General features: G+C 73.8%; 21 protein-coding genes and 1 pseudogene. 10 read left to right on the forward strand and 12 right to left on the reverse strand.

The annotated features are described in order from the left end of the window. Positions 1 to 518: 518 nt before the first annotated feature. On the forward strand, positions 519 to 1,784 hold the full coding sequence (locus ACW14Y_RS34000; protein WP_456984637.1) for a sensor histidine kinase: 1,266 nt from the start codon (positions 519 to 521) through the stop codon (positions 1,782 to 1,784). A 235-nt stretch (positions 1,785 to 2,019) separates the two neighbouring features. Next, positions 2,020 to 2,703, forward strand: a complete 684-nt coding sequence (locus ACW14Y_RS34005) for a response regulator (protein ID WP_380300542.1) — start codon at positions 2,020 to 2,022, stop codon at positions 2,701 to 2,703. Between the two features lie 329 nt (positions 2,704 to 3,032). Here ACW14Y_RS34005 and polX read toward each other — a convergent pair whose 3' ends face one another. Next, positions 3,033 to 4,763: a DNA polymerase/3'-5' exonuclease PolX gene (gene polX, locus ACW14Y_RS34010; protein WP_456984638.1), complete on the reverse strand. Its 1,731-nt coding sequence runs from the start codon at positions 4,761 to 4,763 to the stop codon at positions 3,033 to 3,035. 329 nt (positions 4,764 to 5,092) lie between these two features. Here polX and ACW14Y_RS34015 point away from each other — a divergent pair, with 329 nt between their 5' ends. The 3 genes from ACW14Y_RS34015 (at position 5,093) to ACW14Y_RS34025 (ending at position 8,313) form a co-directional block, all read left to right on the forward strand. Beyond that, a complete protein-coding gene (locus ACW14Y_RS34015) occupies positions 5,093 to 6,094 on the forward strand; it encodes a hypothetical protein (RefSeq protein ID WP_456984639.1) in 1,002 nt (333 codons plus the stop codon). 150 nt (positions 6,095 to 6,244) lie between these two features. After that, positions 6,245 to 6,865, forward strand: a complete 621-nt coding sequence (locus ACW14Y_RS34020) for an ArsR/SmtB family transcription factor (protein WP_380300539.1) — start codon at positions 6,245 to 6,247, stop codon at positions 6,863 to 6,865. Then, the gene (locus ACW14Y_RS34025) at positions 6,862 to 8,313 is read left to right on the forward strand and encodes an MFS transporter (protein WP_456984640.1); all 1,452 of its coding nucleotides are present in this window, start codon (positions 6,862 to 6,864) and stop codon (positions 8,311 to 8,313) included. Before ACW14Y_RS34020 ends, ACW14Y_RS34025 begins: the two co-directional genes overlap by 4 nt. Positions 8,314 to 8,373: 60 nt before the next feature. Here ACW14Y_RS34025 and ACW14Y_RS34030 read toward each other — a convergent pair whose 3' ends face one another. Beyond that, entirely contained in the window at positions 8,374 to 9,039 is a 666-nt protein-coding gene (locus ACW14Y_RS34030) for a DUF6629 family protein (protein WP_456984641.1), read from the reverse strand. Between the two features lie 56 nt (positions 9,040 to 9,095). Then, the gene (locus ACW14Y_RS34035; protein ID WP_456984642.1) at positions 9,096 to 10,115 is read right to left on the reverse strand and encodes a DMT family transporter; all 1,020 of its coding nucleotides are present in this window, start codon (positions 10,113 to 10,115) and stop codon (positions 9,096 to 9,098) included. A gap of 322 nt (positions 10,116 to 10,437) precedes the next feature. Between ACW14Y_RS34035 and ACW14Y_RS34040 the strand changes: the two genes are divergently transcribed. Further along, positions 10,438 to 10,701, forward strand: coding sequence for a dsRBD fold-containing protein (locus tag ACW14Y_RS34040; RefSeq protein ID WP_045944660.1), 264 nt, complete (start codon positions 10,438 to 10,440; stop codon positions 10,699 to 10,701). A gap of 108 nt (positions 10,702 to 10,809) precedes the next feature. Here the strand turns inward: ACW14Y_RS34040 and ACW14Y_RS34045 are convergent, their stop codons facing one another. Beyond that, positions 10,810 to 11,505, reverse strand: a complete 696-nt coding sequence (locus ACW14Y_RS34045) for an alpha/beta fold hydrolase (protein ID WP_456984643.1) — start codon at positions 11,503 to 11,505, stop codon at positions 10,810 to 10,812. Positions 11,506 to 12,021: 516 nt separating this feature from the next. Here ACW14Y_RS34045 and ACW14Y_RS34050 point away from each other — a divergent pair. Continuing rightward, positions 12,022 to 12,477, forward strand: coding sequence for a MarR family winged helix-turn-helix transcriptional regulator (locus ACW14Y_RS34050; protein WP_266273161.1), 456 nt, complete (start codon positions 12,022 to 12,024; stop codon positions 12,475 to 12,477). A 9-nt stretch (positions 12,478 to 12,486) separates the two neighbouring features. On the opposite strand, the gene ACW14Y_RS34055 is transcribed toward ACW14Y_RS34050, so the two are convergent. After that, positions 12,487 to 13,413 carry an AEC family transporter gene (locus tag ACW14Y_RS34055; RefSeq protein WP_456984644.1) on the reverse strand — a complete coding sequence of 309 codons (927 nt, stop codon included), beginning with the start codon at positions 13,411 to 13,413 and terminating at the stop codon, positions 12,487 to 12,489. Between the two features lie 185 nt (positions 13,414 to 13,598). Here ACW14Y_RS34055 and ACW14Y_RS34060 point away from each other — a divergent pair, with 185 nt between their 5' ends. After that, positions 13,599 to 14,063 (forward strand): HD domain-containing protein, encoded by a 465-nt coding sequence (locus tag ACW14Y_RS34060; RefSeq protein ID WP_456984645.1) that lies wholly within the window; start codon positions 13,599 to 13,601, stop codon positions 14,061 to 14,063. A gap of 173 nt (positions 14,064 to 14,236) precedes the next feature. Here ACW14Y_RS34060 and ACW14Y_RS34065 read toward each other — a convergent pair. Beyond that, positions 14,237 to 15,389: pseudogene (locus tag ACW14Y_RS34065) on the reverse strand (IS630 family transposase). Between the two features lie 69 nt (positions 15,390 to 15,458). Between ACW14Y_RS34065 and ACW14Y_RS34070 the strand changes: the two are divergent. Together ACW14Y_RS34070 and ACW14Y_RS34075 are read left to right on the forward strand one after the other, a co-directional pair. After that, positions 15,459 to 15,767, forward strand: a complete 309-nt coding sequence (locus tag ACW14Y_RS34070; protein WP_380300533.1) for an immunity 53 family protein — start codon at positions 15,459 to 15,461, stop codon at positions 15,765 to 15,767. Positions 15,768 to 15,918: 151 nt separating this feature from the next. Beyond that, complete coding sequence (locus tag ACW14Y_RS34075) at positions 15,919 to 16,632, forward strand: transposase (protein WP_456984646.1); 714 nt, start codon at positions 15,919 to 15,921, stop codon at positions 16,630 to 16,632. A gap of 10 nt (positions 16,633 to 16,642) precedes the next feature. Here ACW14Y_RS34075 and ACW14Y_RS34080 read toward each other — a convergent pair whose 3' ends face one another. The 6 genes from ACW14Y_RS34080 to ACW14Y_RS34105 form a co-directional block, all read right to left on the reverse strand. Then, positions 16,643 to 16,792: a hypothetical protein gene (locus tag ACW14Y_RS34080; protein ID WP_456984647.1), complete on the reverse strand. Its 150-nt coding sequence runs from the start codon at positions 16,790 to 16,792 to the stop codon at positions 16,643 to 16,645. 814 nt (positions 16,793 to 17,606) lie between these two features. After that, a complete protein-coding gene (locus tag ACW14Y_RS34085; RefSeq protein WP_456984648.1) occupies positions 17,607 to 18,827 on the reverse strand; it encodes an ROK family protein in 1,221 nt (406 codons plus the stop codon). 343 nt (positions 18,828 to 19,170) lie between these two features. Beyond that, positions 19,171 to 19,566, reverse strand: coding sequence for an aggregation-promoting factor C-terminal-like domain-containing protein (locus ACW14Y_RS34090; RefSeq protein ID WP_030396348.1), 396 nt, complete (start codon positions 19,564 to 19,566; stop codon positions 19,171 to 19,173). Positions 19,567 to 20,031: 465 nt separating this feature from the next. After that, on the reverse strand, positions 20,032 to 21,534 hold the full coding sequence (locus ACW14Y_RS34095) for a carboxyl transferase domain-containing protein (protein WP_456984649.1): 1,503 nt from the start codon (positions 21,532 to 21,534) through the stop codon (positions 20,032 to 20,034). Between the two features lie 242 nt (positions 21,535 to 21,776). Then, on the reverse strand, positions 21,777 to 22,508 hold the full coding sequence (locus tag ACW14Y_RS34100; protein WP_456984650.1) for a sirohydrochlorin chelatase: 732 nt from the start codon (positions 22,506 to 22,508) through the stop codon (positions 21,777 to 21,779). Between the two features lie 35 nt (positions 22,509 to 22,543). Then, entirely contained in the window at positions 22,544 to 23,689 is a 1,146-nt protein-coding gene (locus ACW14Y_RS34105; protein ID WP_380312204.1) for a uroporphyrinogen-III synthase, read from the reverse strand. Positions 23,690 to 23,776 lie beyond the last annotated feature (87 nt).

Below are 23,776 nucleotides of genomic sequence, written 5' to 3' on the forward strand. Positions count from 1 at the left end.
GCCGGAGGACGGACGGTGGCGGGTGGGCATCGGCTTGGTTCTCCGGATCCGTGCGGCGAGCTGGGGCGGGCGGTGGCGGTACCGGCGCGCGGCAGCGGGCGGGCCCGGTGCGACGGCCCAGGAGGCACCGGTGCCGGTCCCGATGAACGGTACCTCGCCGCGGTGGTCCCGGACGGGCACCTCGGGGGCCGGTAGGCCTCGGTCGGGGCGGCGGTGGTGCTGAGGCGGAAGCGCATGGAGGGCGTCCTCTCGTGAGTCCGGGTGGAGTTGGTCCGACTCTCTGTTCGGTCACGGACTAACATCCCCCCCTTTCTGGGACTCGTACCTCCCTCGGACGAGGGAGTTTGACCTTGCTTGTGGTGGATTCGGCTCTCTTCGGCAGGAGTTGGTGTCCGGTGGGAGGCCGTCGGCCGCCCGACCGTCGCGAGCTTAGGCTCGGACGTATGCCTGCTGATTCCTCGATGGACGCGGTCCACGGCCGGTCCGCTGTTCCCGTTGTCCCCGCGTCCCGCGGCGGTGTGAGTCGCCCTGCGGCGCTCCGAGGGCCGGTGGGGGTGGTGGCCGCGCTGTTCGTGCTCGCGCCCGTGCTGCTGGCGCACCCGGGTCAGCGTGCCGCGGCGCTCCTGCTGGCCGTCATGGCCGCCGGGGCGGTGCTGGTGGCCGCGGTGCGGTGGCCGAGCGGGCGGGTGACGCTCATCGGTGCGGTGGGCGGGGTGGCCGCCGCCTCGCTGCTGCTCGACCTGGTCTACTCCGGCCCGTTCCGGCTGCCCGCCTTCTGGCTGCCGTTCGAGTGGGTGGCCCTGCTGATCCTGGTGGGCCGGGTGGTCCGGCGGGGCCGGGGCCGGTGGGCCGGGCCGGCGGGTGCCCTGGCCGTCACGGCGGTGGTGGCCGTGCCGCTGCGTTTCACCGTCCGGACCCCGAACGGTGGTTGGACCGCCTCCGTGCTGGCCGTCCTGACCTCGGGGGTGCCGCTGGCCGTCGTGGTCGGGGCGAGTCTCTACCTGCGGGTGCTGGACGCGCGGCGCGAGCGCGCGGTGGCGAAGGCGCGGCGTGAGCAGCGCCTGGAGGTGGCGCGGGGGTTGCACGACTTCGTGGCGCACGAGATCACCGGCATCGTGCTGGAGGCACAGGCCGGTCAACTGCCGGGCGACCATGGAGCGGAGGAGACGGCGGCGCTGCTGCGACGGCTGGAGGAGGCCGGCCTGCGCGCGCTGGACTCGATGGACGCGATGGTGGGAGCGCTGCGGGAGCCGCACGAGGACGGCGGGGACGGCGGCGCGGCCGGCGGAGTGGACCCGCCGGGCGCGATCGTGGGCCCGGCGAGTGCGACCGGTGCCACCCGGGTGTACGGGCTGGCCGACCTGCCGGAGCTGGTGGATCGTTTCGACCGGACCGGTCCCACCCGGGCCCGACTCGAGGGGGCGCGGGACGCCGCGGGTCTGCTGTCGCCGGACGCGGAGGGCGCCGCGTACGCGGTCGTGCTGGAGGCGCTGACGAATGTGCGACGGCACGCTCCGGGGGCCGCGGAGGCGGTCGTCCGGGTGGAGGCCGGGGCGGCCGAGGGCGGGACGGCGGCGGTGGTGCGGGTGTCGGTGAGCAACGACGGCAGGGCGCCCGGCGGCGTCCGTGGACTGCGTCGCCTGCGGGGCGGTGGCGGGAGCGGTCTGCCCGGCCTTGCGGAACGCCTCGCCGTGCACGGTGGGACCTTGGAGTCCGGACCGCTGGAGCCCGCTCCGCTGCGGCCGCTGGGTTGGCGGACGAGCTGCGAACTGCCGGTTCGCTAGGCCGAACGGCAGGGGTGCGGGAAGAAATCGGCCGTAGAAAGGTGCCGTTCGGCAGATGGCAGCGGCTCGATGAGCGGCGAAGCTCGTAGTCGTGATCGACCGAACCTCGTGTCAGAAGGAGGGCCCGCCATGGCCGCCGCACCCGCCCCGGTCTCCACCGGCCGTACCGTGACCGGACGTCAGGACGTCAAGGGGGCAGGGTTCGCCCGAGGCCCGTCGTGCGAGACTTCCGTGCGTGACGAGTCCGAACCCGGAGCCCATCCGTACCCTGATCGCGGACGACCAGGAGGCCGTCCGCCGGAGCGTGCGGCGGATCCTGGAGGCCCAGCCCGACATCACCGTGGTCGGGGAGGCGGCCGACGGGGTCGCCGCGCTCGAACTCGCGGCGGAGCTGCGCCCGGACGTCGCGCTCGTGGACATCCGGATGCCCAGGATGGACGGCCTGGAGCTCACCAGGCGCCTGGCCGCTCCGGGGGCGGTCACGCCCGTGCGAGTGGTGGTGCTGACCACCTTCGACCTCGACGAGTACGTCTATCCGGCGCTGAGGTACGGGGCTTCCGGGTTCCTGCTGAAGCGGTCCGGTCCGGCCCTGCTCGCCGAGGCGGTCCGTGCGGCGGCGGGAGGGGAGAGCCTGATCAGCCCGGCGGTCACCGTGCGGTTGCTCCAGCATGTGACCGCGCCCCGGCGGGTGGACCGCCGGTCGGCCCCCGCCGCGCCGTTGACCGAACGCGAGGTGGAGATCGCCGGCCATGTGGCGGGCGGCCGGACCAATGCCGACATCGCCGCCGAACTCTTCATCTCCCCCGGCACGGTGAAGACGCATGTGGCAAGCATCCAGCGCAAGCTGGGCGTGCAGAACCGGGTGGGCATCGCCGTGCACGCGTGGGAGATGGGGTATGCGGTGCCGACCGCATCGTAGGGACGGAACCGTTGCCGGACCGCCGTTGGGCCGGCACGGAACGTCCGGCCGGTGAGGGGTCCGGCCGGACACGCGGAACCTGCGAGGTGGGGGTGGCCTCCGGACGTCCCGTCCTCCGGCCAGTAGTTCGATCGTCGACCGAGGTACCAGCGGCAGACCCTGATCCGTCTCGATCTGTCGCCACTGCCTCCTGCGGTCGAACCTCCGCGGCTACCTCGCAGGTCCACCACCATGATGCGCCTCGGGCGACCGTCGCACCAGGGGTATCCGGGAAAAATTCCCACAAAACAGACAATTTTCCGATTTCGGTGGTACGGACCTGGTCGGGCTCAGGCGCGGAGCGCGTCCTTGCGGAGGAACCGCTTGAGGCGTTGCCACGGCCAGGTGTTGATCACGTCCTCGGCGGTGAGCCAGGCGCGCTGGGCAGTGCCGATCCCGTACCTGGGATAGGCGAGGTGGGGGGTGGCGTGCGCGTCGCTGTCGATCGAGAACTTCACGCCGTGGCGCTTGGCCCGGAGCACGTCCTCGTCCCGCAGATCGAGGCGCTGGGGAGAACTGTTGATCTCGATCGCGGTCCCGGTCCGGGCGGCAGCGGCGAAGACGGCGTCCAGGTCGACGTCGATCGGTCCGCGCCGGCCGATCCTGCGGGTGGTGAGGTGGCCGATGATGTGCACGTGCGGGTTCTCGCAGGCACGGATCAGCCGACGGGTCTGGGCGTCCCGGTCCGCGCCGAAGTGGGAGTGGACGGAGGCCACGCAGACGTCGAAACCGGACAGGAACTCGGCCGGCCAGTCGACGGTGCCGTCCGGGCCGATGTTCAGCTCGGTGCCGTGCAGCAGTCGCATCCGACGGTGCCGCCCGGCCAGTTCACTCAGTCGCTCACGCTGGGCGAGCATCTTCTCGTCCGTCATCCGCTGCATCACCAGGTCGGGGGCATGGTCGGTGACCGCGAAGTACGCGTAGCCGCGGGCGGCCGCGGTGTCGATCATCTCCTCCAGGGTGGCCAGCCCGTCGGTCAGGTCGGTGTGGGTGTGCAGGTCGCCGCGGAGGTCCGCCTCGGCCACCAGCTCGGGCAACTCGCCGCGCAGGGCGGCCTCGATCTCACCCCGGTCCTCGCGCAGCGGCGGCGCGATCCAGGGCAGGCCGAGTGCCGCGTACACCTCGTCCTCGCTCGCCGACACGATCTTCTCGCCGCCCTCGGCGTCGAACAGCCCGTACTCGGAGAGCTTCAGGCCGGCCCGCACCGCCATTGTCCGGAGCTTGATGTTGTGTGCCTTCGAGCCGGTGAAGTAGACCAGGGCGGCTCCCCAGTCCTCCTCCGGGACCACCCGGAGATCGACCTGGATCCCGTCCGTGGTGCGGATCGAGGTCTTGGTCGGCCCGGTGCCGATCACCTCGGCCGTACAGGGGAGTGCCGTGAGCGCGGCCATCAGGGGCGCCGAATCCTCGGCGGTGGCCAGGACGTCGATGTCGCCGACCGTCTCGCGCATCCGGCGCAGCGAGCCCGCGTGCGCGCAGCGGGTGCACCCCGGTGCTGCCGCGATTGCCTCGACGATCCGGTCGGCCAGCGCGGTGGCGGCGTCCAGCAGCGTCCGGCCGCCGGACTGCCGGATCAGTTCGATGCCGTGCAGGATCTTCTCGCCGCTGCGTTCGCCCAGGCCGGGGACCTCGCTCAGCCGGTCGGCGCGGATCGCCTCGGCGAGTTCGTCGACGGAGGCGATGCCGAGGTCGCGGTAGAGCGCGAGCGCGCGCTTCGGTCCCACGCCGGGGACGGACATCATCGCGCGTACTCCGGACGGGATCTCGGCCCGGAGCGTCTCCAGAGCCTCGATCCGCCCGCCGGTGAGGTACTCGGCGATTTTCTCGGCGGTGGACCTGCCGACCCCGGGGATCTGCTGGAGCCCCTTCACGTCCAGGCCGTCGATGTCCGCGGGGTGGCCGCCCACCGCACGGGCGGCCTTCTCGTAGGCGCGGGCGCGGAAGGCGTCGCCGCCGGTGATCGAGATCAGGTCGGCGTACTCCTGCAACAGCTCCCTGACCTTGTCGTTGAGCCGGGCCATGGGGTCAGTCTAGGTTCGCGGGTCGGATCGGGCCGGGTGTGCGCGGGCGTCCGAAGGTGGGGTGCGGAGGAGTCGTGGTCGGTGCGCGGAAGGGGTGGGCGGCCGAGGTGGGGGCGCGTGCGGACCGACGCGCGCCGGTGTGGTGCTCCCGCCGGTTGCCGGAGGGTGGCCCCGCTGGTCGGCGGGGTAGCAGCGGCTGGTGTGGCACCGGGGCCGGATTGTCACCCGGGCGGCGGGGGCGCAGGCTTGGCGCAGGGCCGGGGAAAGCGGCCCGCACCGGTCCGCCACGGGGTGGCGGATCGGGTCCGCGATGGACGAGGGGCAGAACGATGGCTGGCGGGAAGCTCTGGGGCTACGTCGCGTCGGGTGCCCGGGCGCTGGGCGGGCTCGGCCCGCTCCGGCGGTCCGGGGCGCTGGCGGGCGCGCGGTTGCTCAAGGGCGTGGGTGGGGGCGGTCGGTCGGAGCCGGACCGGCAAGGGGCGATGCTCGCCGCGCCGATCGGGACGGTGGGTGTCGCGAGTCCGGGCCGGTCCGCGGTCGGCGGCATGGCCGGGCCGCAGCTGTTGTCGCGGCCGGAGTTGGAGCGGTTGCGCTGGATCGACCGGGTCGGCGGCTGCGTACCGGACGCGAGGCACGTACAGGTGGCGGAGGTGGTCGGACGGGTGCTGCGGGGCGGCGGTCGGGGAGCCTCCGTGGTGGTCCGGCTTCCGGTGGGGCTACCGGTCGTGATCGCGGACGCCCCGCGGCTGGAGGCCGCCCTGGCCGGGCTGGTCGACCACGCGATCCGCCGCAGTCCGGCGGGGGCCAGGGTGCTGGTCCGGGCCGATCCGCTGCCGGGGCCGGACGGCCTGCTGGGTGCTCGGGGCGGGGTCGGGCGGGGAGGGGTGTTCGGCCGCGGGGCTGCCGGGAAGGGCTCCCTCGGCAAGGGGGTGCTCGGCAAGGGGGCGTTCACCGGGGGAGCGTTCGGCGGGTCGGAGGCGTGGACGGCCGATCCCGCCAGGGTCGAGCTGAGGGTCGTGGACCGGGGGGCGTCGGAGCCGCCGGAGGCCCGTCGGTGGCTGCTCGCCGGGATGTACGGCGAGCCGGGCATCCCGGGTGCCGGCTGGGCGCCGGGCGGCGCGATCGGTGGTCCGGGCAGTGGCGGCGGGAGCGGCTGGGCCATGGGTGGCGCGGGGGAGGAGACCGCCCCCCGGCGGGGGACGGGCGGGCCGGAGCCGGTCGGGCCGTCGATATCGGCCTTGGTGCGTGCGGCCGGGGGCAGGCTGAGGGTGGAGCAGACGGCCGGCGGCGGGCTCACCGTGGTCCTGGTGCTGGCCGTCGCGCGGGACTGAGGCACGGACCGAGCCCGAGCCCGAGCCCGAGCCCGAGCCCGGGCCGACGACGGCCGGTCCTGTGGCGGGGCGCGACCTCCGTTCGAAACCGCAAAGACGTCTTCGCAAAAAACCTTTGCGAAGAACCCTTTGCGGTTCTACGGTAGTGCCATGACCGATGACCGCCGGTGGCCGCACAGCCCGGATCCGCAGACCGATGTAGTGATCGATGCCAAGGGCCTGCGGGCCCTGGCCCACCCGGTGCGGGTGCAGCTGATCGGGCTGCTCCGGAAGAACGGGCCGTCCACCGCCACCAAGCTGGCCGAGCAGTTGGGGCTGAACTCGGGAGCGACCAGCTACCACCTCCGCCAGCTCGCGGCGTCCGGCTTCGTCGCCGAGGACACCGAGCGCGGCAACGCCCGGGACCGCTGGTGGAAGTCGGTCCACCTGGTGAGCTGGTGGACCGACAGCGGCGAGGACCCGGAGGCTGCGCTCGGCTATCTGCGGTCGATCGTCGCGGCCCACACCCTCACGGCACAGACGGCGCTCAATGCCTACGAGACGATGACGCCGGAGTGGCGGCAGGCGATGGACTTCAGCGACATGGTGCTCCAGTTGACCCCGGAGGAGGCCAGGGGCCTGGCCCGAGAGATGTCGGAGGTGGTCGCCCGCTACCGCCGCATCGACCCGGGAGGCCCCGTCCCCGAGGGAACGGACCGGGTGGCCGTGGTCGTCCAGGTGCTTCCCGAGCCGCAGGGCGTCGAAGACGACGAGTCGGAGGACCGGCGATGACCACGGACGCCACGATTCCGCCCCGGGTGCCGTCGCCCGGGTCGACGTCCGCGACCGCCGACGGCCCGGCCGCCAAGGGCCCGGCCACCGGGCCGCGCAGTTTCCGGCCGCTCGTCGGGGTGCTGACGGCGATGGCGATCTCGCTCACCGGTACCCGGGTCTCGGCGATCGCCCTGCCGTGGTTCGTGCTGGCCACGACCGGCAGCGCCACGATGACGGGAGTCGTCGCGTTCGTCGAGCTGGCGCCCTATGTGCTGGTCAAGGCCTTCACCGGCCCGGTGATCGACCGGCTCGGTCCGCGTGTCGTCTCCTGGACGACGGACGCGGTGAGTGCCGTCGCGGCGGGCCTGGTCCCATTGCTGCACGCGTTCGGCCTGCTGCCGTTCTGGCTCCTGCTGGTCATGGTCGCCATGATTGGTGCCGCCCGCGGCCCGGGGGACTTGGCCAAGGAGGTCATGGTCGCCGAGGCGGCCGACCGGGGCCGGATCCCCATGGAGCGCGCCACCGGTCTGTCCGGGGTGACGGAGCGGCTGGCCACCACGATCGGTCCGGCGGTCGGTGGCGGGCTGATCGCCCTGCTCGGTCCGATGGCCGGTCTGACGGTCAACGCGGTCGCCTTCGCACTCGGTTCGCTGGTGATCGCCGTCGCGCTCCCCCGGGGGATGGGCCGCGGGGCCGCTGTGCCGGAGGCATCGGGGCCGACGACCGCTCCGACGGGAGGCGGGGTCGCCGCCGTCGACGGGGACGGACCGGTCGGTTACTGGCGCATGTTCCGGGAGGGATTCGCCTTCCTGCGGGGCGAGCCGCTGCTGCTGACCGTCATCGTCACGGTCGCGGTGACCAACCTCCTGGACGCGGCGTTCCTCACCGTGCTGGTGCCGGTCTGGGCCCGGGAGACGGGCGGCGGCCCGGCCGCGATCGGTCTGACCGGGAGTGCCTGGGGGATCGCGGCGGTGGTCGGCAGCCTGATCGCGGCGGCGGTCGCCCACCGCCTGCCGCGCCGGACGGTGTTCTTCGTCGGCTTCCTGATCGTCGGTGCCCCACGCTTCCTCGTCCTCACCATGGACGTGCCGATGGGACTGGTGGTCGCGGTCTTCGCGGCCAGCGGCTTCGGCGGTGGCTTCCTCAACCCGATCCTGGGGGCCGTGCAGTTCGAGCGGGTGCCCCGCCACCTGCTGGGCCGGGTCAACGCGCTGGGCGACTCGCTCGCTTGGGCGGGGATCCCGTTGGGCGGCCTGCTCGCCGGCGCGGCCGTGTCCATGGTCGGGCTCATACCGGTGCTGCTCGCGTGCGGCGGTCTGTACATCGCCACCACCGCCCTGTCCGGCCTGCGGCCCGAGTGGCGGGAGATGGACCGCAAGCGTGGCCGTGCCCCGGAAGCGGCCCCGGACGCGAGCAGCACCCCGGAGCAGAAGGTCCCGGGCCCGACGGCCCCGCTACCCGGCTGACAACCTCACGGCCCCAGTCACCTGCCGGCCGAATGCCCTCGCCGGTCATGGGCAAAGGGGTTACGAGCTCCGGGGGTCAGGGGCGGGAAGTGGTGAGGCCGTCCAGCGGAGGAGAAGGACGGAGGCAAGGGCGGCGAGGGCACACCAGGTGGAGACGAAAGCGAGTTGCCAGAGGAGGGCACAGACCAGAGCGCCGATTCCGGTCAGCAGGCCGAGCTGACGCAGGCGGCGGTCGCCGCTGAGGAGGAGCGAGCCCACGGTGGCGAGGAGGTAGCCGGAGAGAAGGAGGGCGGGGTGCGGGGCGCCGAGACTGTAGTCGAGCGTGTGGGCATGGGCGGTGGCGCCGACCGGATGGGTGGCGATGGTGTGGGCCAAGGGCACGGCGACGAGGAGGCCGAGGATCACCAACCCGGTCAGCAGTCGCTGACGAGGGCGGTCGACCCGGGCGGCGCAGCGGACGCCGATCGGGACCAGCAGCGGGAGCAGGGGCAGAGCGATCACCGCCCAGGCCGTGCGGGCCCAGCCGGCCGGTGCGGCCGGCAGGTCGCCGTCGGCACCCAACCAGACCGCGGCCTCGATCAGCTGGTGGATCCCGAGGACGAGCGGGAGAGCGGCGAGCGGCAGGCGTTCGGGTCGGCCGGCGCGGTGGGCACGCACGAGGCAGAGCACGCCGACGGTCGTCACGGCGCTGCCGACGACGAGGTCCGCCTGGGCACTCCAGCACATGAGGTCTCCGGTGGTCGGCGATGGGTCGGTCGGTCAACGGTCCTGAGGGTCGGGGATCAGCCGGTGTCGCTGGGGTCACCGGAGCTGGTGCCAGTACTGGTGCCAGGGCCAGGGCCAGGGCCGGTGGTGGAGCTGGAGCCCGGGTCGGGGGCGCCTTCGGCGGAGGCCTCGGACGGGTGCTCGGTCGGACCGACCGGCTCCGGACCGCCGCCGGTGCCGCCGTTGCCGGTGCCGCCCGGCAGGGCGGGGTGGCGGCCGATCACCACGACACCGATCACGATGGCGATCAGACCGATCACCTCCCAGGCCAGCGCGCCCGGGGTGACCCGGAGACGGTCGCCGAGGAAGCCGACCGCGCAGGCGATGCCGGAGATCGGCTGGGCGGCGGTCAGCGCGGGGAGGGACATCCGCAGCGGCGCGGCCTCGAACGCGCTCTGCACCAGCAGCAGGCCGACCACACCGGCCACGACGACGGCGTACGGTTGCCAACTGCGCAGGACGGCGTCCAGTCCCTGATGGTCGAGCCGCTGGGTGGTGGTGCGGGTGAGCGCGTCCTGGAGCCCGTAGAGCAGGCCGGCGGCGAGCGCGAGCAGGGTCGCCTCCTCGAACAGCGGCAGCCGGCGGGCGAACGAGACCAGCAGCAGGGTCAGCCCGACCACCGTCCCGATCACCAGCCAGTGCCGCAGTTCGCTCGCCGGCGGGCCTCCGCCGGTGGGGCGGCCGGCCACGATGAACACCGTCACGCCCAGCGCCAGCAGCACCACCCCCGCCCAGCCGGAGCGTCCGAGCGTCTGGCGGGTCAGCACTCTGGCGAGCGCCATCGCGAAGATGAGGTTGGTCGCGAGCAGGGGTTCGACCAGCGAGACCTCGCCCTGGTTGAGGGCGAGCGCGGAGAGGATCAACCCGATGACCATGAATCCGGTGCCGAGCAGCCATTCCGGCATCCGTAGCAGGTCCAGCAGCAGACGCCAGTGCAGCAGGTCGGCACGAGGGGCCCGCTGTGCCGCGTGCTGCTGGAGGACGAAGCCGAGGCCCAGGAAGCAGGCGGCACTCAATGCCAGGAGGAAGACCGCCACGGATGGACCGCCCGATGGTTGCCGACCGCGCCGCACCGCCGGGCTCCGGGGCCTCGGCGGGGTGCGCCCAGGCGGGTTTCGGTGTTCCGGAGCAGGGTTTTCGCGGCATTGACGCGCTGTGGCCAGCCTACCGCCGGGGTGGGGCGCAGACCCGCGCAACGACCCGGGCGTGGCGCCGGGCCCCGCCGCCCGCCGGGCCTGCTCCGGGCCCGCTTGCCGCTCCCGTGCCGACGGGCGCACGCTGGTGTGAGCGGCCGCCACGGGAGCACTGCCCGGACCGGCCCGAGCGGGCGCGAGGTGCGCCGACGCCAGGAGGTGTGGCATGCACAACCAGTGGGATGTGGAGCTGAGCTTCGAGGAGGACGGTGTTCACACCGGCTGCCAGGCGAGGCTGACGGGCGCCCGGGCGCCGGGTCTCACGGCGCACGGGGAGGCGACCAAGAGCGCGGAGGACCGCCCGCTCGCCAGGATCGGCGAAGAGGTCGCGGCCTCCCGGGCTCTGGAGGCACTCTCGCGCAAGCTGCGGGCACAGGCGACCGGAGAGATCGACGACGAAGGGCACCGGCCCGGGTACCTGATCTACTGAACAGGGCCCACTGACCCGTTCGGCCGAACAAGCAGGCCACTGCCAAGAGGACCACTGCCAAGCGGGCCACGGCCAGGAGGGGCACGGTCGAGAGGGGCAACGCTGCTGTCACAGGCTCAGCAGCAGGTCCCTGACCGCCGCAGGCCGCGACAGGAACGGGTGGTGGCCGGCGTCGAGTTCGACCACGCTGTCGGCTCGGCGGGCGAAGTCGCGTTGCAGCCGGGGCGGGGTGCCTCGGTCCTGGGCGCAGACGAGGTACGTCGAGGGCACCTGCTGCCAGGCGGCCGCGCCGACCGGCTGCGTGATCACGTGCATGCTCTGCCGGGCGAGGTGGCGCCCTGCCCGCGCTCGGTCCTCGGGGTCGCAGTCCTGGAGGAAGGTGTGCACGAGCAGCTCGGGCCGGACGCCGAAGGTGCCGGTGCCGGGATCGACGTCGAGGAAGGGGGCGGGGCCGTCGTCCCCGAAGTCGGACAGGCTCTGCCCGACCTCGGGCAGATAGCTGGAGACCAGCAGCAGATGGCGCACGGATCCGATCCCCGCGGCGGCCTCCGCAGTGACGATTCCGCCGTAGCTGTGGGCGACCACGACGGTCGGCTCGTCGTCCGCCCGCAGCACCCGCCGCACCGCCGCCACATCCTCGGGCAGCCCCGGCCCGTCGGCTCCGGCAGGCCGGCCCGCCTCGCCGCAGCTCGGCAGCTCCGGAGCCACGCTCGGCACTCCGCGTTCCCGCAGCAGTCCGGCGGTTCGGCGCCACCACCACGACCCGTCCCGCACGCACGCCCCGTGGACGAATACGACCTTCATCGCTACCTCCACGTCGATTTCGACGGTTCCCGCCGACCATGCTCGCTCGCTTCCCCGGCGGAGGCCACAGCCACCCGCCCGGCGAGCGCCCCGTCGGACGCGGATACCGGGACGGCTCGGGGTACGGGGCACGGGGCAGGAGAGAGGCTCGCCGGTGCGGCGGCGGCGGTCTTCTCGCAACGCGCGGCGGGCAGCCCTTGAGCGCTTGAGTGGGTGCGCGGCGGCCGATGGGGCGGGTGCGTTTGCGAGGGATCCGTTCGGCCGGGCCCGGAGCGCGGTGGCGATTCCCCCGCGTCCGTCGGCCGGGGATCCCGCCGTGCCGCCGCCGGGATCCCCGGCCTGCCGGCCGCCGGGACCGGCAGCCGTCGCCGCTCCCGAGCGGCGCGGGATCCGGTGGGCGGCGAGGTCGGACCGGTTGTGCCGAGTGGCGGGGTGGCGGAGGGCATCGGCCGGGGCGGGTGGGGGTAGGGGTGGGGTTCTGGGCGTGTTCAGGGACTCCGGGGAAGGGGCGATGAGGTGGAGCCGTCGCAGACGCCGACGCAGCTGATCCGACTGCTGCGCGGGCTGACGTCCGAACTCGACCTGTTCGGTGCCGAGTTCGCCGCGCGGAACGGCTTGCATCCGACGGATCTGCGGGGGCTCGTCCATCTGCTGGACGCCGGGCGGTCCGGGGCCGTGGTGACCCCGGGGCGGCTCGGGGCGGCGTTGGGGTTGAACTCGGCCGGGACGACGGGGCTGGTCGACCGGCTGGAGCGGTCGGGGCTGATCCGGCGCGAGCGTGACGAGGAGGACCGCCGCAAGGTCCGGCTGCTGGTGGAGGAGCGCGCGGTCGAGCTCGGCGAGGCCTTCTTCGGCGGGCTGGTCGCCGATCTGATGGCCGCGATGGGCGCCTTCGGGGAGGCGGAACTCGCTGTGGCGCGACGGTTCCTGGTGGCGATGACCGGGGTGGTGGCCTCGGCCCGGGCGGAGTAGGGGGAGCGGCTACGCCGGGCCGAGTGCCCAGGCGACCAGGGACAGGGTGGCCATCGAGACGAGCGTCGAGGCGAGCACGGAGTCCCGGGCGAAGACGGCGCCGTGGTTGTACTCGCGGGCGTAGGTGAACACGTTCTGCGCCGTGGGCAGGGCCGAGAACAGCACCACGGTGAGCAGTTGGTGGGGCGGCAGGTCGAGCACGAGGGCGCCGACCGCCCAGGCCGTCAGCGGCTGGACGAGGTTCTTGATCGCGACCGCCGTCCCGACCTCCAGGTAGCGGGAGGCGCCGGTGACCGCGGGCGGGTGGCAGATCGACAGGCCGAGCGCCACCAGGGCGGTCGGTACGGCGGCGCCGCCCAGCAGTTCGCAGGAACGATTCAGCTCGGCCGGCGGCCGCCAGCCGGTCGCCGAGAGCAGGGCGCCGAAACCCACCGCCAGCAGGATCGGATTGCGCAGCGGCAGGGTGAGCGCCGCCCGCAGGCCCGCCCGGCCGGAGTCCAGCACGGTCAGCACCGCCGGGGTGACCACCAGGATCTGGAACAGCACCACCGGGCCGACGAAGGAGGCGTCGCCGAGCACCTGTACGGCCACCGGGATGCCGAGGTTGGCCGAGTTGACGTACCCGGCGGCCATCCCGCCGAGCGTCCGTTCCGGCAGCGCGCGGCCGAACAGCCGGTACGAGGCGAACAGTCCGAGCCCGCCCGCCACCGCGGTGCTCGCGGTGAACGCGAGCATGGAGGGGTTGGCGAACCGGTCCAGCGGTGTACGGGCGATCATCAGGAACAGGGCGGCGGGCATGGCCGCGTGGAAGACGAACCGGTTCAGCACCTGCTCGGCCTGGTCGCCGAGCAGTCTGCTGCGGCCGAGGACGTAACCGACACCGGTCAGGGCCCAGATCGGGGCGAAACCGGACAGCAGCGGGTGCAGGCTGGGCATGGCTTCCTCGGCACAGTCGTCGGAGTGGTCGTCAGTGCGGTCGTCGGGGTGGTCGTCGGCATGCTGGTCGGGCGGACGGCCGTGGATCCTGCCGCCCGCGGTGGTGGGACCTCGGAAGTCAATCAGTCGCCTGCACACCGTCAATGGGCAGGCCCCCGCGCGGTCGGCGGGGGCGGGTGCCTACGATGGGTGGCGTGGACTACCTGAGCCTGGCCGAGGTCGAGCGGATCGCCCGGAACGCGCACGCGGGGCAGACCGACAAGAACGGTCACCCGTACGCCGAACACCTGGCGGCGGTCGCCCACGGGGTGGCGGCGCGGGGCGGCAGCGACGAGCAGATCGCGGCCGGTTGGCTGCACGATGCCGTCGAGGACGACGCGCTGACCCGCGAGTGGCTGGCCGAAGCCGCGCTGAGCGACGCCACCAAGGCCATCGTGGACGCGCTCACCAAGCGCCCCGGTGAGCCGCTGGAGGAGTACACCGCACGCATCCTCGCCACACCGGGCGCCATCGTCGTCAAACGGGCCGACCTCGCGCACAACTCCGACCCGGCCCGGCTGGCGAGCCTCGACCCGGCGACCGCCGAACGGCTGGCGGCCAAGTACCGCCGTACCCGTGAACTGTTGGGCCTGGCAGCGGAGTCCGACTGACGCCGCTGCGCACTCGGTCGTCCCCGCGCCGGGGTCGGCCTCCGTTCGGCGCGGGGACATCGCGCGTGGGGCCACGGGGACGAAGCGTCCGAACAGGTCCCCCGCCCCGGGGCAGTGCTCGACGAGCAGCGTGCGGAAGCGGTCGGGCGGGGCCGCCTTCCGGGCCTCCGTCGCTAGTACTTGACCGCATAGGTTCGCCGGGTTGCTTGATCACGCGGCGTGGATGGTCGTCCGCCCCAGCGGATGCCCTTCTCGGAGCGGATGCGAGCGCGTTCTCTGCGCTTGGCGGTCAGGACGTCGGGGTGGCGGGCGTTGGCGTTGCGCCAGCGCAGGTAGCGGTGCAGTGCGCGGGTCCGGACGGTGTGGTCGGGGTGGTTCGAGTTCGCCAGGGTGAACTGACGTAGCGGCCCGAAGTGCGCCTCGATCGGGTTTGCCCAGGAGGCGTTGGTCGGGGTGAAGCACAGGTGGACGTCGTTCCGCTTCGCCCACTGGCAGATCTTGGTGCCCTTGTGGGCGGACAGGTTGTCCAGGATCACGTAGACGGGGCGCCGTCGGGGCGGGTGGCTCGAATGGATTTGAGTGCGGTGAGGGTGTTCGCGGCGCCCTTGCGACGACGGTTGGCGCCCCAGAGAGCGTCGTCGCCTATTGAGTAGCAGCCGTGGAAGTAGGTCACGCCGTGGGTGCGGTGGTAGGTCGCCGGGACGCGGTCGGGCCGGCTCTGCCTGGCCCAGCAGGACCCGCCGGTGGGGCGGATGCCGAGCGGCCCGAACTCGTCGAACGCGAAGGTGCGGTCGGGGAAGCGTTCCAGGACGTGCTCGATCCGGTCGAGCTTGGCGTCGCGGTCGGGGTCGGTTGATTCCTTCCAGGTCTTGGTGCGTTGGAAGGTGACGCCGCGTCGGGCGAGCGGGCAGCGCAGGGCCGCACGGCCGAGGCGGATCACGCGGCCGTGGACCTGCGCAGGTAGGCGGCGAGCTTGCGGATCGACCAGCGGGTGAAGGGCTGTCCGAGCTTGGCAGGTCGGGTGGTGGCCGTCGCGACGACGAAGTCCTCGTCGTCAGGACCGAGCAGGCGGGGACGGCCTCCCGCCCACTGAGGGTTCAGGCAGGCCAGGCCGATCTCATTGAACCGGTGAATGACATCGCGCACGGTGTCCTCGTCGGCCGCCACCAGCTGGGCGATGACCGATACTCGGTTCCCGCCGGCCGACGCCAGCAGCATCATCGCGCGGCGGTGGCGCACCGAACTGGTGCTGCCCCGCCGCACGATCTGCTGCAGTCGTTGTCCCTCCTGGTCGGTCAGTCTTCGGACTCGTACCCGCTCAGCCATCGCATCTCCACGGGCAGTTGGACAGGCGCGTCCGATCCCCGATCCGCGACTCGCCTAGCATCTCCTGCCATGAGCGATTCGGAACATGTCCTCGACTGGCTGCAGGACTGGTACGCCGACCAGTGCAACGAGGACTGGGAGCACGAGTGGGGCGTGAAGATCGACACGCTCGACAACCCTGGCTGGAGCGTCACCATCGATCTTGAGGAAACAGACCTGGAGGAACACGAGTACCCCCGCCAGGACGTCAACCGCAGCACGCACGACTGGGTCTGGGTGTGGACCTCCGAGAAGGTCTTTCACGCTGCGTGCGGCCCCGGCAACCTCACCGAGGCCCTCACGCTGTTCCGTTCCTGGGCGACCGCGAACACTCCCTGAGCCGTCATGCAGCCCGAGATAAAACCCGGCGAATCTACGCAGTCACAGCACTAAAGCTTGTTCCGGAAGGTTCGGGACTGGGCATTTCTCCGGTACGGGTGGGGTGCTCCGGGCTGAGCCGGTTTGGGTGGGGACGTTCACAGGTCTGAGGATGCGGCAGTTTGAGGGCCTGGTGCGGGTGGTGCGCGAGCGCGGTGGCAACGGGCCGGGCGGTGGCAGGCCGTGGTGCCTGCCGCTGCCCGACCGGGTCCTGCTGGTGGCCGTGTACTGCCGGACCAACCTCACGATGCGCCAGCTCGCGCCGCTGTTCGGGATCTCGACGGCCACGGTCTGCCGCGTCGTCCAGCGCCTGGGTCCGGTCCTGGCCCTCGAAGCCGCTCCACGCCCGACCCCGGGCGTGGAGCGGCTGTGGATCGTCGACGGCACCCTGGTCCCCGTGCGCGACCGGAACATCGCCACATCGAGCCGCAACTACCGGTTCTCGGCGAACGTGCAGGTCGTCGTCGACGCCGACACCCGCCTCGTGGTGGCTACGGCCTGCCCCGTACCGGGCAACAAGGCCGACGCCCATGCCTGGCGGGCCTCCGACCTGCCCGTCACCTGCTCCGGCACCACCGTCCTCGCCGACGGCGCCTACATCAACACCGGCCTCGCCGTCCCGCACCGCAGACGCGCCGGCCGTCCCCTCCTGCGCGCCCAGGAGGAGGACAACGCCGAACACCGACGCGTACGCGCCCGCGTCGAGCACACCTTCGCCCACATGAAGAACTGGAAGATCCTCCGGGACTGCCGACAGAAGGGTGACGGCCTGCACCACGCGGTGCAGGCCGTCACCCACATGCACAACCTCGCCCGAGCCACATGAAACCAGCAGGTCAGCCCACATACCGACCTTCCCCCACCCGGGCTTCTGCAACAAGCTTTAGGTCGACCAGCTCGCCGGGATCCTTGGCGAGGTCGAAGAGTTGCTCGCGGTTGTCGCGCCAGGCGTAACAGAGGTACTTGTGCCGGTCGTCCTGGGTCATCCGGCCGAGGGCGTCCTCGAACCCCGGCCGCTCCCAAGGGTCTCCACCACCACGGTCTCCCACGGCTCCGGTGCGAGCACGCTGCGCCCGGGCGTCCGGGCCGTGGCTGCTGTTCGGCCGAAGGCGGAGGAGGCGGACCGGCGGGCCCCGCCCGGCCGGTCGGGCCCGTGAGGTCGGGCGGCAGTGGGACTTCGGTGAGGTCGCAGAGCGTGGGCAGGGGGCCTCGCCGGCCGGGATCGGCCGGTCGTTCACCTTGCCTGCGGCGTCCCCGCCGCGGAGTTGCCGGTCCGCCCGCTCGACCAGGGCGTAGTACGGGTGCCGGAAGCGCCGCCGGTCGTCCTCGCGCCGCTCGGAGACGGGGTGGGTGTGCGGTCGAGCCCGCTGTGCGAGCCGGCGGAGCCCGGCTTCGTACGGCGCGAGGGGCGGGCCGGTCGACACTGTCCGTGCCGTCCGTGCTGGTCGGGGGAAGGCGGCGGAAGCTGCGGCCGCCGGGCGGCTCGTGCTCGGGCAGTTGCCGGGAGCCGGTGTCGGCCTCGGTGAACACCCGGTCGGTCCGGAGCCGGCCCCGTCAGCAGTGGCTCCGGTGCCTCCGGAGGCACCGGAGCAGCCGACCGGTGAGCAGGCCGGCCCGGGACGGTGCGCAGAGCGGCTGGCCGCAAGTACGTCCGGCGGTAGCGGGTTCCGACGGCGGCCAGCGCCCGGGGCCGACCGCGGTCCGACTCGGGGGCGAACGGCCACCGGCGGTTTCTGTCACACCAAGAAATACTCGGGGGAACGGCCGGAACGGCCCCGGGCCGGGGAGCACCGACCCGGCTCAGCGCGTGATGAAGGTGGCCCCGTCGGCGAGCCGGACGGCGGCCGAGGTCGCGCCGACCAGTTCGGTGGCGGTGGCCGGGACCGTCACCAGCCGCGGCAGCACCGGCACCCGGCCCTGGAGGCGGGACTCGATCGCGGGCAGCATCCCGCCACCGCTCTCCCGGAGCAGCCGTCCGCCCAGGGCCACGAGTTCGGGGCCGAGGACGCTGATGGTCCGCGCCACCAGCAGGGCCAGGTCGTCGGTGAACTCGTCCACCAGGCGCACCGCCGCCGGTACGCCCGCCCGCGCCAGCCGGAACAGTTCGGCGACCCGCTCGGCCGAGGTCCCGGCCGCGGCCAGCCCGGCCTCGGTGATCCGCAGGTCGACGGCCCGGTCACCGATCCGGGCCTGGGTGTCGCCGGTGCGCCCGGCCGGTCGTTCCAGGGCCCGGGGGTCGGTCATCAGGTGACCGAGGGCGCCGGCCGAGCCCAGCCGCCCCCGGTGCAGTCGGCCGCCGAGCACGATCCCTGCGCCGACCTCGATCCCGACCGTCACGGCGACGAGGTCGCTCACGCCCGCGCCCGCCTCGCTGTGCTGGACGGCCAGCGCGACCAGGTCGACATTGCTCTCGACCGCCACCGGCACTCCCAGCCGCTCCTGGAGCGGGGCGCGCAGCCGCAGCCCGGGCCAGTCCAGTACCGGCGCGAACTCCACCAGCCCGGTGCCGCGGTCCCGGACCGTCCCGGGCACCCCGACCACCAGGGCGCGCGGCGTGCCCGCGTGGCGCGCGGCCCAGCCGTGCAGGCCGTCCACGAGCGCCAGCAGTGGTCCGGTGAGTTCCTCGGCGGACGGTTCGCGGGTGCGGTCGGGGCCCAGCGCCGGCGCCCACTGCCGCTCGGCCTCGTGCAGCACCCTGCCGTGCAGGTCCGCGACCACGCCGACGACGCGGCGCGGTCGCAGTGCCACGGCCAGCACGGTCTGTGCCCCGGCGTTGTAGCGGATCAGCTGCGGCGGCCGACCGCCGCTGGACGGCGCGCGCTCGGGCTCCACGACCACCAGACCGGATGTGCGCAGCGCCTCGACCAGGCGGTGCACGGTCGCGGTGGACAGTCCGCTCTCGGCCGCCAGCCGTTGCCGGGAGAGCGAGCCGTTGCGGCGCAGTACCTCCAGCAGCACGGTCTGGTTGACCTGCGCCACGGTCCGGGTGGTGGCGGTCGCCGGGCGCGGGGGCTTGGGCACCGGGTGCTCCTCGAACGGGGCGGGGCGGGGCCGGGCACGGCCCGAACGGCGGTGGGACTTCGTCTCGGCCCGAATATATCCGCTGGGCACGACACGGTGGTCGGACACACGACCGGCGGGATCGACAGATCGGCGGCAACCGCAGAGAGAGGGGGAACGGCAGCGCGGCGGGTACGACAGAAGGCAGCGGCAGCGGCAGCGGGAGCGGGAACGGCCGAAGGCCCGGCCGCGCGGATCGCGCGCGGCCGGGCCTCGGTCACCCCGGTGGTCCCTGTCCGACCCCGGGGTGAGGGGGGACAGTTGGTCCGGACGCCGTTCGCCGTGGAGGGTTCCTCGGGTCGGCTTAGTACCAGTGGTGGTTCTGCCAGAAGGTCCAGGCGGCGTTCGGGCTGCCGTAGCGGCTGTTCATGTAGTCCAGCGCCCAGCGGATCTGGGTGGTGGCGTTGGTCTTCCAGTCCGAGCCGTGGGTGGCCATCTTGGAACCCGGCAGCGCCTGCGCCAGGCCGTACGCACCCGAGCTCGGGTTGGTCGCGGTCACGTTCCAGCTGGACTCGTGGGAAATGATCTGGCTGAACGAGGAGAGCTGGTTCGCCGGCACGATCTGCGCGGCGATGGCCTGCGGGGAGGCGGTCGCGGCGGACGCGGTGGCGGGCATGACACCGGCGCCGATGGCGGTCAGACCGGCGGCACCGGCGAGAAGAGCGGCCGAGGTACGCATACGAAGCTTGAAAGTGGGCATGAAGAACTAGACCTCAATCAGGTTGGGCCGGTGCTCGCCCCGCCCGGACCGTGGCCGGACAGGGGCCGTAACGGTCGCGGGGCGCGCACCGGCAGTAGTTCGTGAAGAGCCGCACTCCGGTGGGACAGGTACCGGGTACGGCTGGCGACGAGAGCCATTGTTGGCAGACCGGATCGGCCCCCGCCAAGACCCCTCTGCTACGACGCCGCGTCGTAGTGATCTCGCGTGCCGTCGATTCGAAGGCCGCCCGCGGGCGCTTCTGACCTGCGCCGATCCTGCACGCGCACCGCACCGGCCGTGAGCACTACCGGCCGTCGTGCCGACGGATTCCCTGTGAGCGCACTCACCGTTTGAACGCCGCCCCCGTCACCCAGGGCCTCGCCGTCGGCACGCCACGTCGCCGTTGATCTGAGACCGGCGCCACAGGACGCGGCCACCGCAGCGCCACGGGTCGCCGCCCTGTCCTCAGACGACGAGGTCGCCCAGGCGGCGGTGGCGGGTGGTGCGGGCGGCGAGGCGGTCGGACGTGGGGGTGGCCGTGAGGGCGGCCAGGGTGGTGGAGATGGCGTGGCCGAGGCGGGCGCAGAAGGCGGCGGGCTCGTCGGCGGCGTCGGGAAGCTCGGGGACCACGGTGTCGACCAGGCCGACGGCGGCGAGGTCGTGGGCGCCGATGCCCTGGGCGCGGGCGAGCTCGGGGGCGTGGGAGCCGTCGCGGTGCACGATCGCGGAGGCGCCCTCCGGGGGGAGCGGGGCCAGCCAGGCGTTGCCGGCGGCGAGCACGCGGTCGGCGGGGAGCAGCGCCAGCGCCCCGCCGCCGGAACCCTGGCCGAGGAGGACGGCGAGGACGGGGGTGCGCAGGGAGAGCAGGGTGGTGAGGCAGTGGGCGATCTCCACGGCCACGCCGTCCAGCTCGGCCTGGACGGAGAGTTCGGCGCCCGCCGTGTCGACGACGGTGACGAGGGGCAGGCCGAGCTGTTCGGCGAACCGGGCGGTGCGGCGGACGGAGCGCAGGTCGGCGGCGGTGAAGGGGCGTTCCTGGGCGCCGGCCCGGCGCTGCTGGCCGACGACCACGGCGGGTTGGCCGTCGAGGACGGCGAGGGCCCGGACCAGGGCTCCGTCACGGCCGCCCGGGGAGTCGAGGAGGACGAGTTCCTCGGTGGTGCGGCGCAGCAGTTCGCGGGTGCCGGGGCGGTCGGGGTGCCGGGTGCGGAGGACGGCTTCCCAGGCGTCGGGGCGGTCGGCGGGGGTCGGGGGAACGGGGGCCGGAGGAACAGAGGAAGGGGAGGGGGAGGGCAGGGCGCGGCGGGTGAGGACGGACAGGGAGCGGCGCAGCACCTCGCGCAGTTCCTCGGGCGCGACCACCGCGTCCACCAGGCCGCGTTCGGCGAGCGTCTCGGCACGTTGCACGTCGGGCGGCAGCTGGACGCCCCGCAGCTCCTCGTACACGCGCGGGCCGAGGAAGCCGAGGCGGGCGTCCGGTTCGGCGAGGACCAGGTGCCCGAGGGTGCCCCAGGAGGCGAAGACCCCGCCCATGGTGGGGTTGCGCAGATAGGTGAGGTACGGCAGTCCGGCCGCCCGGTGGGCCTGGACGGCGGCGGTGATCCGCAGCATGCACAGGAACGCCGCCGACCCCTCCTGCATCCGCGTGCCGCCGGAGACCGGGAGGGCGATCAGGGGGAGCCGGGCGGCGGTGGCCTGTTCGACGGCCCGGGTGATCCGTTCAGCCGTGGCCACACCGATCGACCCGCCGAGGAAGCCGAACTCGGAGGCGATCAGGGCGGCCTGCCCCCCGCCGATCCGGCCGATGCCGGTGACGACCGCTTCGTCGATGCCGGTCCGCTCCCGGGCGTGGGTCAGGCTCGCCCGGTACTCGGCGTCGCGCGGCTCGGTGGTCACCGGATCGTCCCAGCTCACGAAGGAGCCGGGGTCGACCAGCAGTCCGATCAGCTGATGTGCCGTGAGGGACATGCTCAACTGCTCCACCCCATCGTCCGGTCCGTGTCCGTGCCGAGGAAGATCACCCTAGGGGGCGGGGGGAGCGCGGTGGGGGATTGGGCGCCGGGTGTGAGGAGGCCGACAGCCCCGGGGAGGCCGGGGACGGGCCCCGCTCCGTTCCGGGTCCGCCGGGTCGGCCGGGTCGGCCGGGTCCGCCGGTCGGTCAGTGAGCCGGTGAGTCGGTCAGCGGGTCAGCGGGTCAGTGGGCCAGTCGGTCAGCGGGCGGCGGCGAGCGAGGCGACCCGGGCCTCGTCGTGGCGCAGGGCGACCAGCCGGGCGAGCGCCTCGTGGGTGCCGAGCGGGGCGCTCGTCCAGTGGGCGCCGGTGGCGGCGGCGCGGTCGGCGAAGAAGCCGGGGGCGAGCAGATGGGTGGCGACGGCGACGCGGCGGTGACCGGCGGCGTGCAGGGCGGCGACCGCCTCCCGCGGGGTCGGGCGGGCGGCGGACAGGTAGGCAGGGACAACCGGACTGCCGTCGCCGAGGCGGTCGGCGAGCAGTTCGGCCGTCCGCACGGTGTCGGCGTTGGCGGCCGGGTCGGAGGAGCCGGCCGCCGCGAGGACCACCGGCCCGGCGCCGGCCGGGCGACCGGCCGCGGCGAGGCGGTCGGCGAGCGCGGCGGCCAGCAGCGGGTGGGGGCCGAGCGCCCGGGCGAGCGGCAGGTGGGTCAGCCCGGCGGCGGCCAGCGCCCCGGGCAGGTCGACCCGCAGGTGGTAGCCGCCGCCCAGCAGCAGCGGGACCAGTACGGCGGCCTGTCCGTCGAGGGCGGCCAGTGCCTCCGGCAGGGAGGGCCGGGCGAGGTCCAGGAAGCAGCAGCGGACGTCGAGGTCCGGGCGCTGCGCCCGGACCCGGTGCAGCAGCGCCCGGTTCGCGGCCACTCCGGCGGCGGAGCGGCTGCCGTGCGCGACCGCGAGCAGGACCGGCCGGCTCCCGTCCGAGGGAGGACACACCGCTACGAGCCCCGCCCCCGTCGGCCCCGCCCCCATCAGGTCGCCGCCAGCCGGTAGCCGCGCTTGGGCACGGTGCGGATCAGCTTCCCGTGCGGCCCGAGCGCCGACCGCAGCCGCCCGACCGCCGCCTCGACGGCGTGCTCGTCGGCCGCCGCGTCCGGCCAGGCCGTGCGCAGCAGGTCGGCGCGGCTGAGCACGTGCCCGGGGCGTTCGGCGAGCGCGCGCAGCACGGCGGCGCCGCGCGGGCTGAGCAGGCGGCTCTCCCCGTCGACCAGGGCGGCGTTCCCCTGGAGGGTCAACCGGGTGCTGCCCAGGTCGAGTTCGCGGCGGCCCCGGCTCGGCAGGGTCTCCGCCAGCAGCCGGACCAGTGAGCCCAGCCGGCCGCGCTCGGGGAACTCCGCGGGCAGGCCGAGGTCGGCGAACGGCCGGGCGCAGAGCGCGCCGACACAGACCGGCAGGACGTCGCCGCGCAGTGCGTCGAGCAGCGCGTCGCGCAGGCCGTCGGCGGCGGCCGTCTCGACGAACGCGACGACCGCGGGGGCGCTGGTGAAGGCGAGCGCGTGGACCTGGCGGCGGACGGTCTGTTCGACCAGCCGTCGCACCGGGGCCGGGTCGTCCGGCGGGGCCCAGCGGTAGACCGGGACGGAGATCACCTCGGCGCCGCGTTCGCGCAGCGCGGCCGCGAAGTCGTCGAGCCGCACGCCGTGCTCCTGGACGGCGATCCGCCGGCCGGCCAGTGGGCGGGCGAGCAGCCAGGTCAGCAGTTCGTCGGTGGCCTCGGAGCCGGGGGAGAAGCCCTCGCCGAGGCCGCTGGCCCGTACGGCGCCGGTGGCCTTGGGGCCCCGGGTGAGGACGACGGCCCGCCGGCACGCGTCGGCGAGGGCGGCACCCCGGCCCCAGCCCTCGGCGGCGCTCATCCAGCCGCGCCAGCCGACGCCGGTGGTGGCGACCACGTAGTCGAGCGGCCCGGCCAGGCAGGACTCGGTGGCCCGGCGCAGGGCGAGGTCGTCGGCGAGCGGCATGATCCGCAGCACCGGCGCCTCGACGACCTGGGCGCCGCGCCGGGTGAGCAACGCGGTCAGCTCGTCCCGGCGGCGGGCGGCGGTCACCCCGATGGTGAAGCCGGTGAGGGGTCCGGGCCGCGGGGTGGGGCGCGGTCCGGTGAGGGTGGTTGTTGCCATGGCCGAAAGGGTGCGGGTCGCTCGTTACGGGCTGATTGCCCGTCCGTCTCCCCGGAGTTAGCGAACCGGTCGCTCCCGTTACGGGGG

Source organism: Kitasatospora sp. cg17-2 (assembly GCF_054031055.1).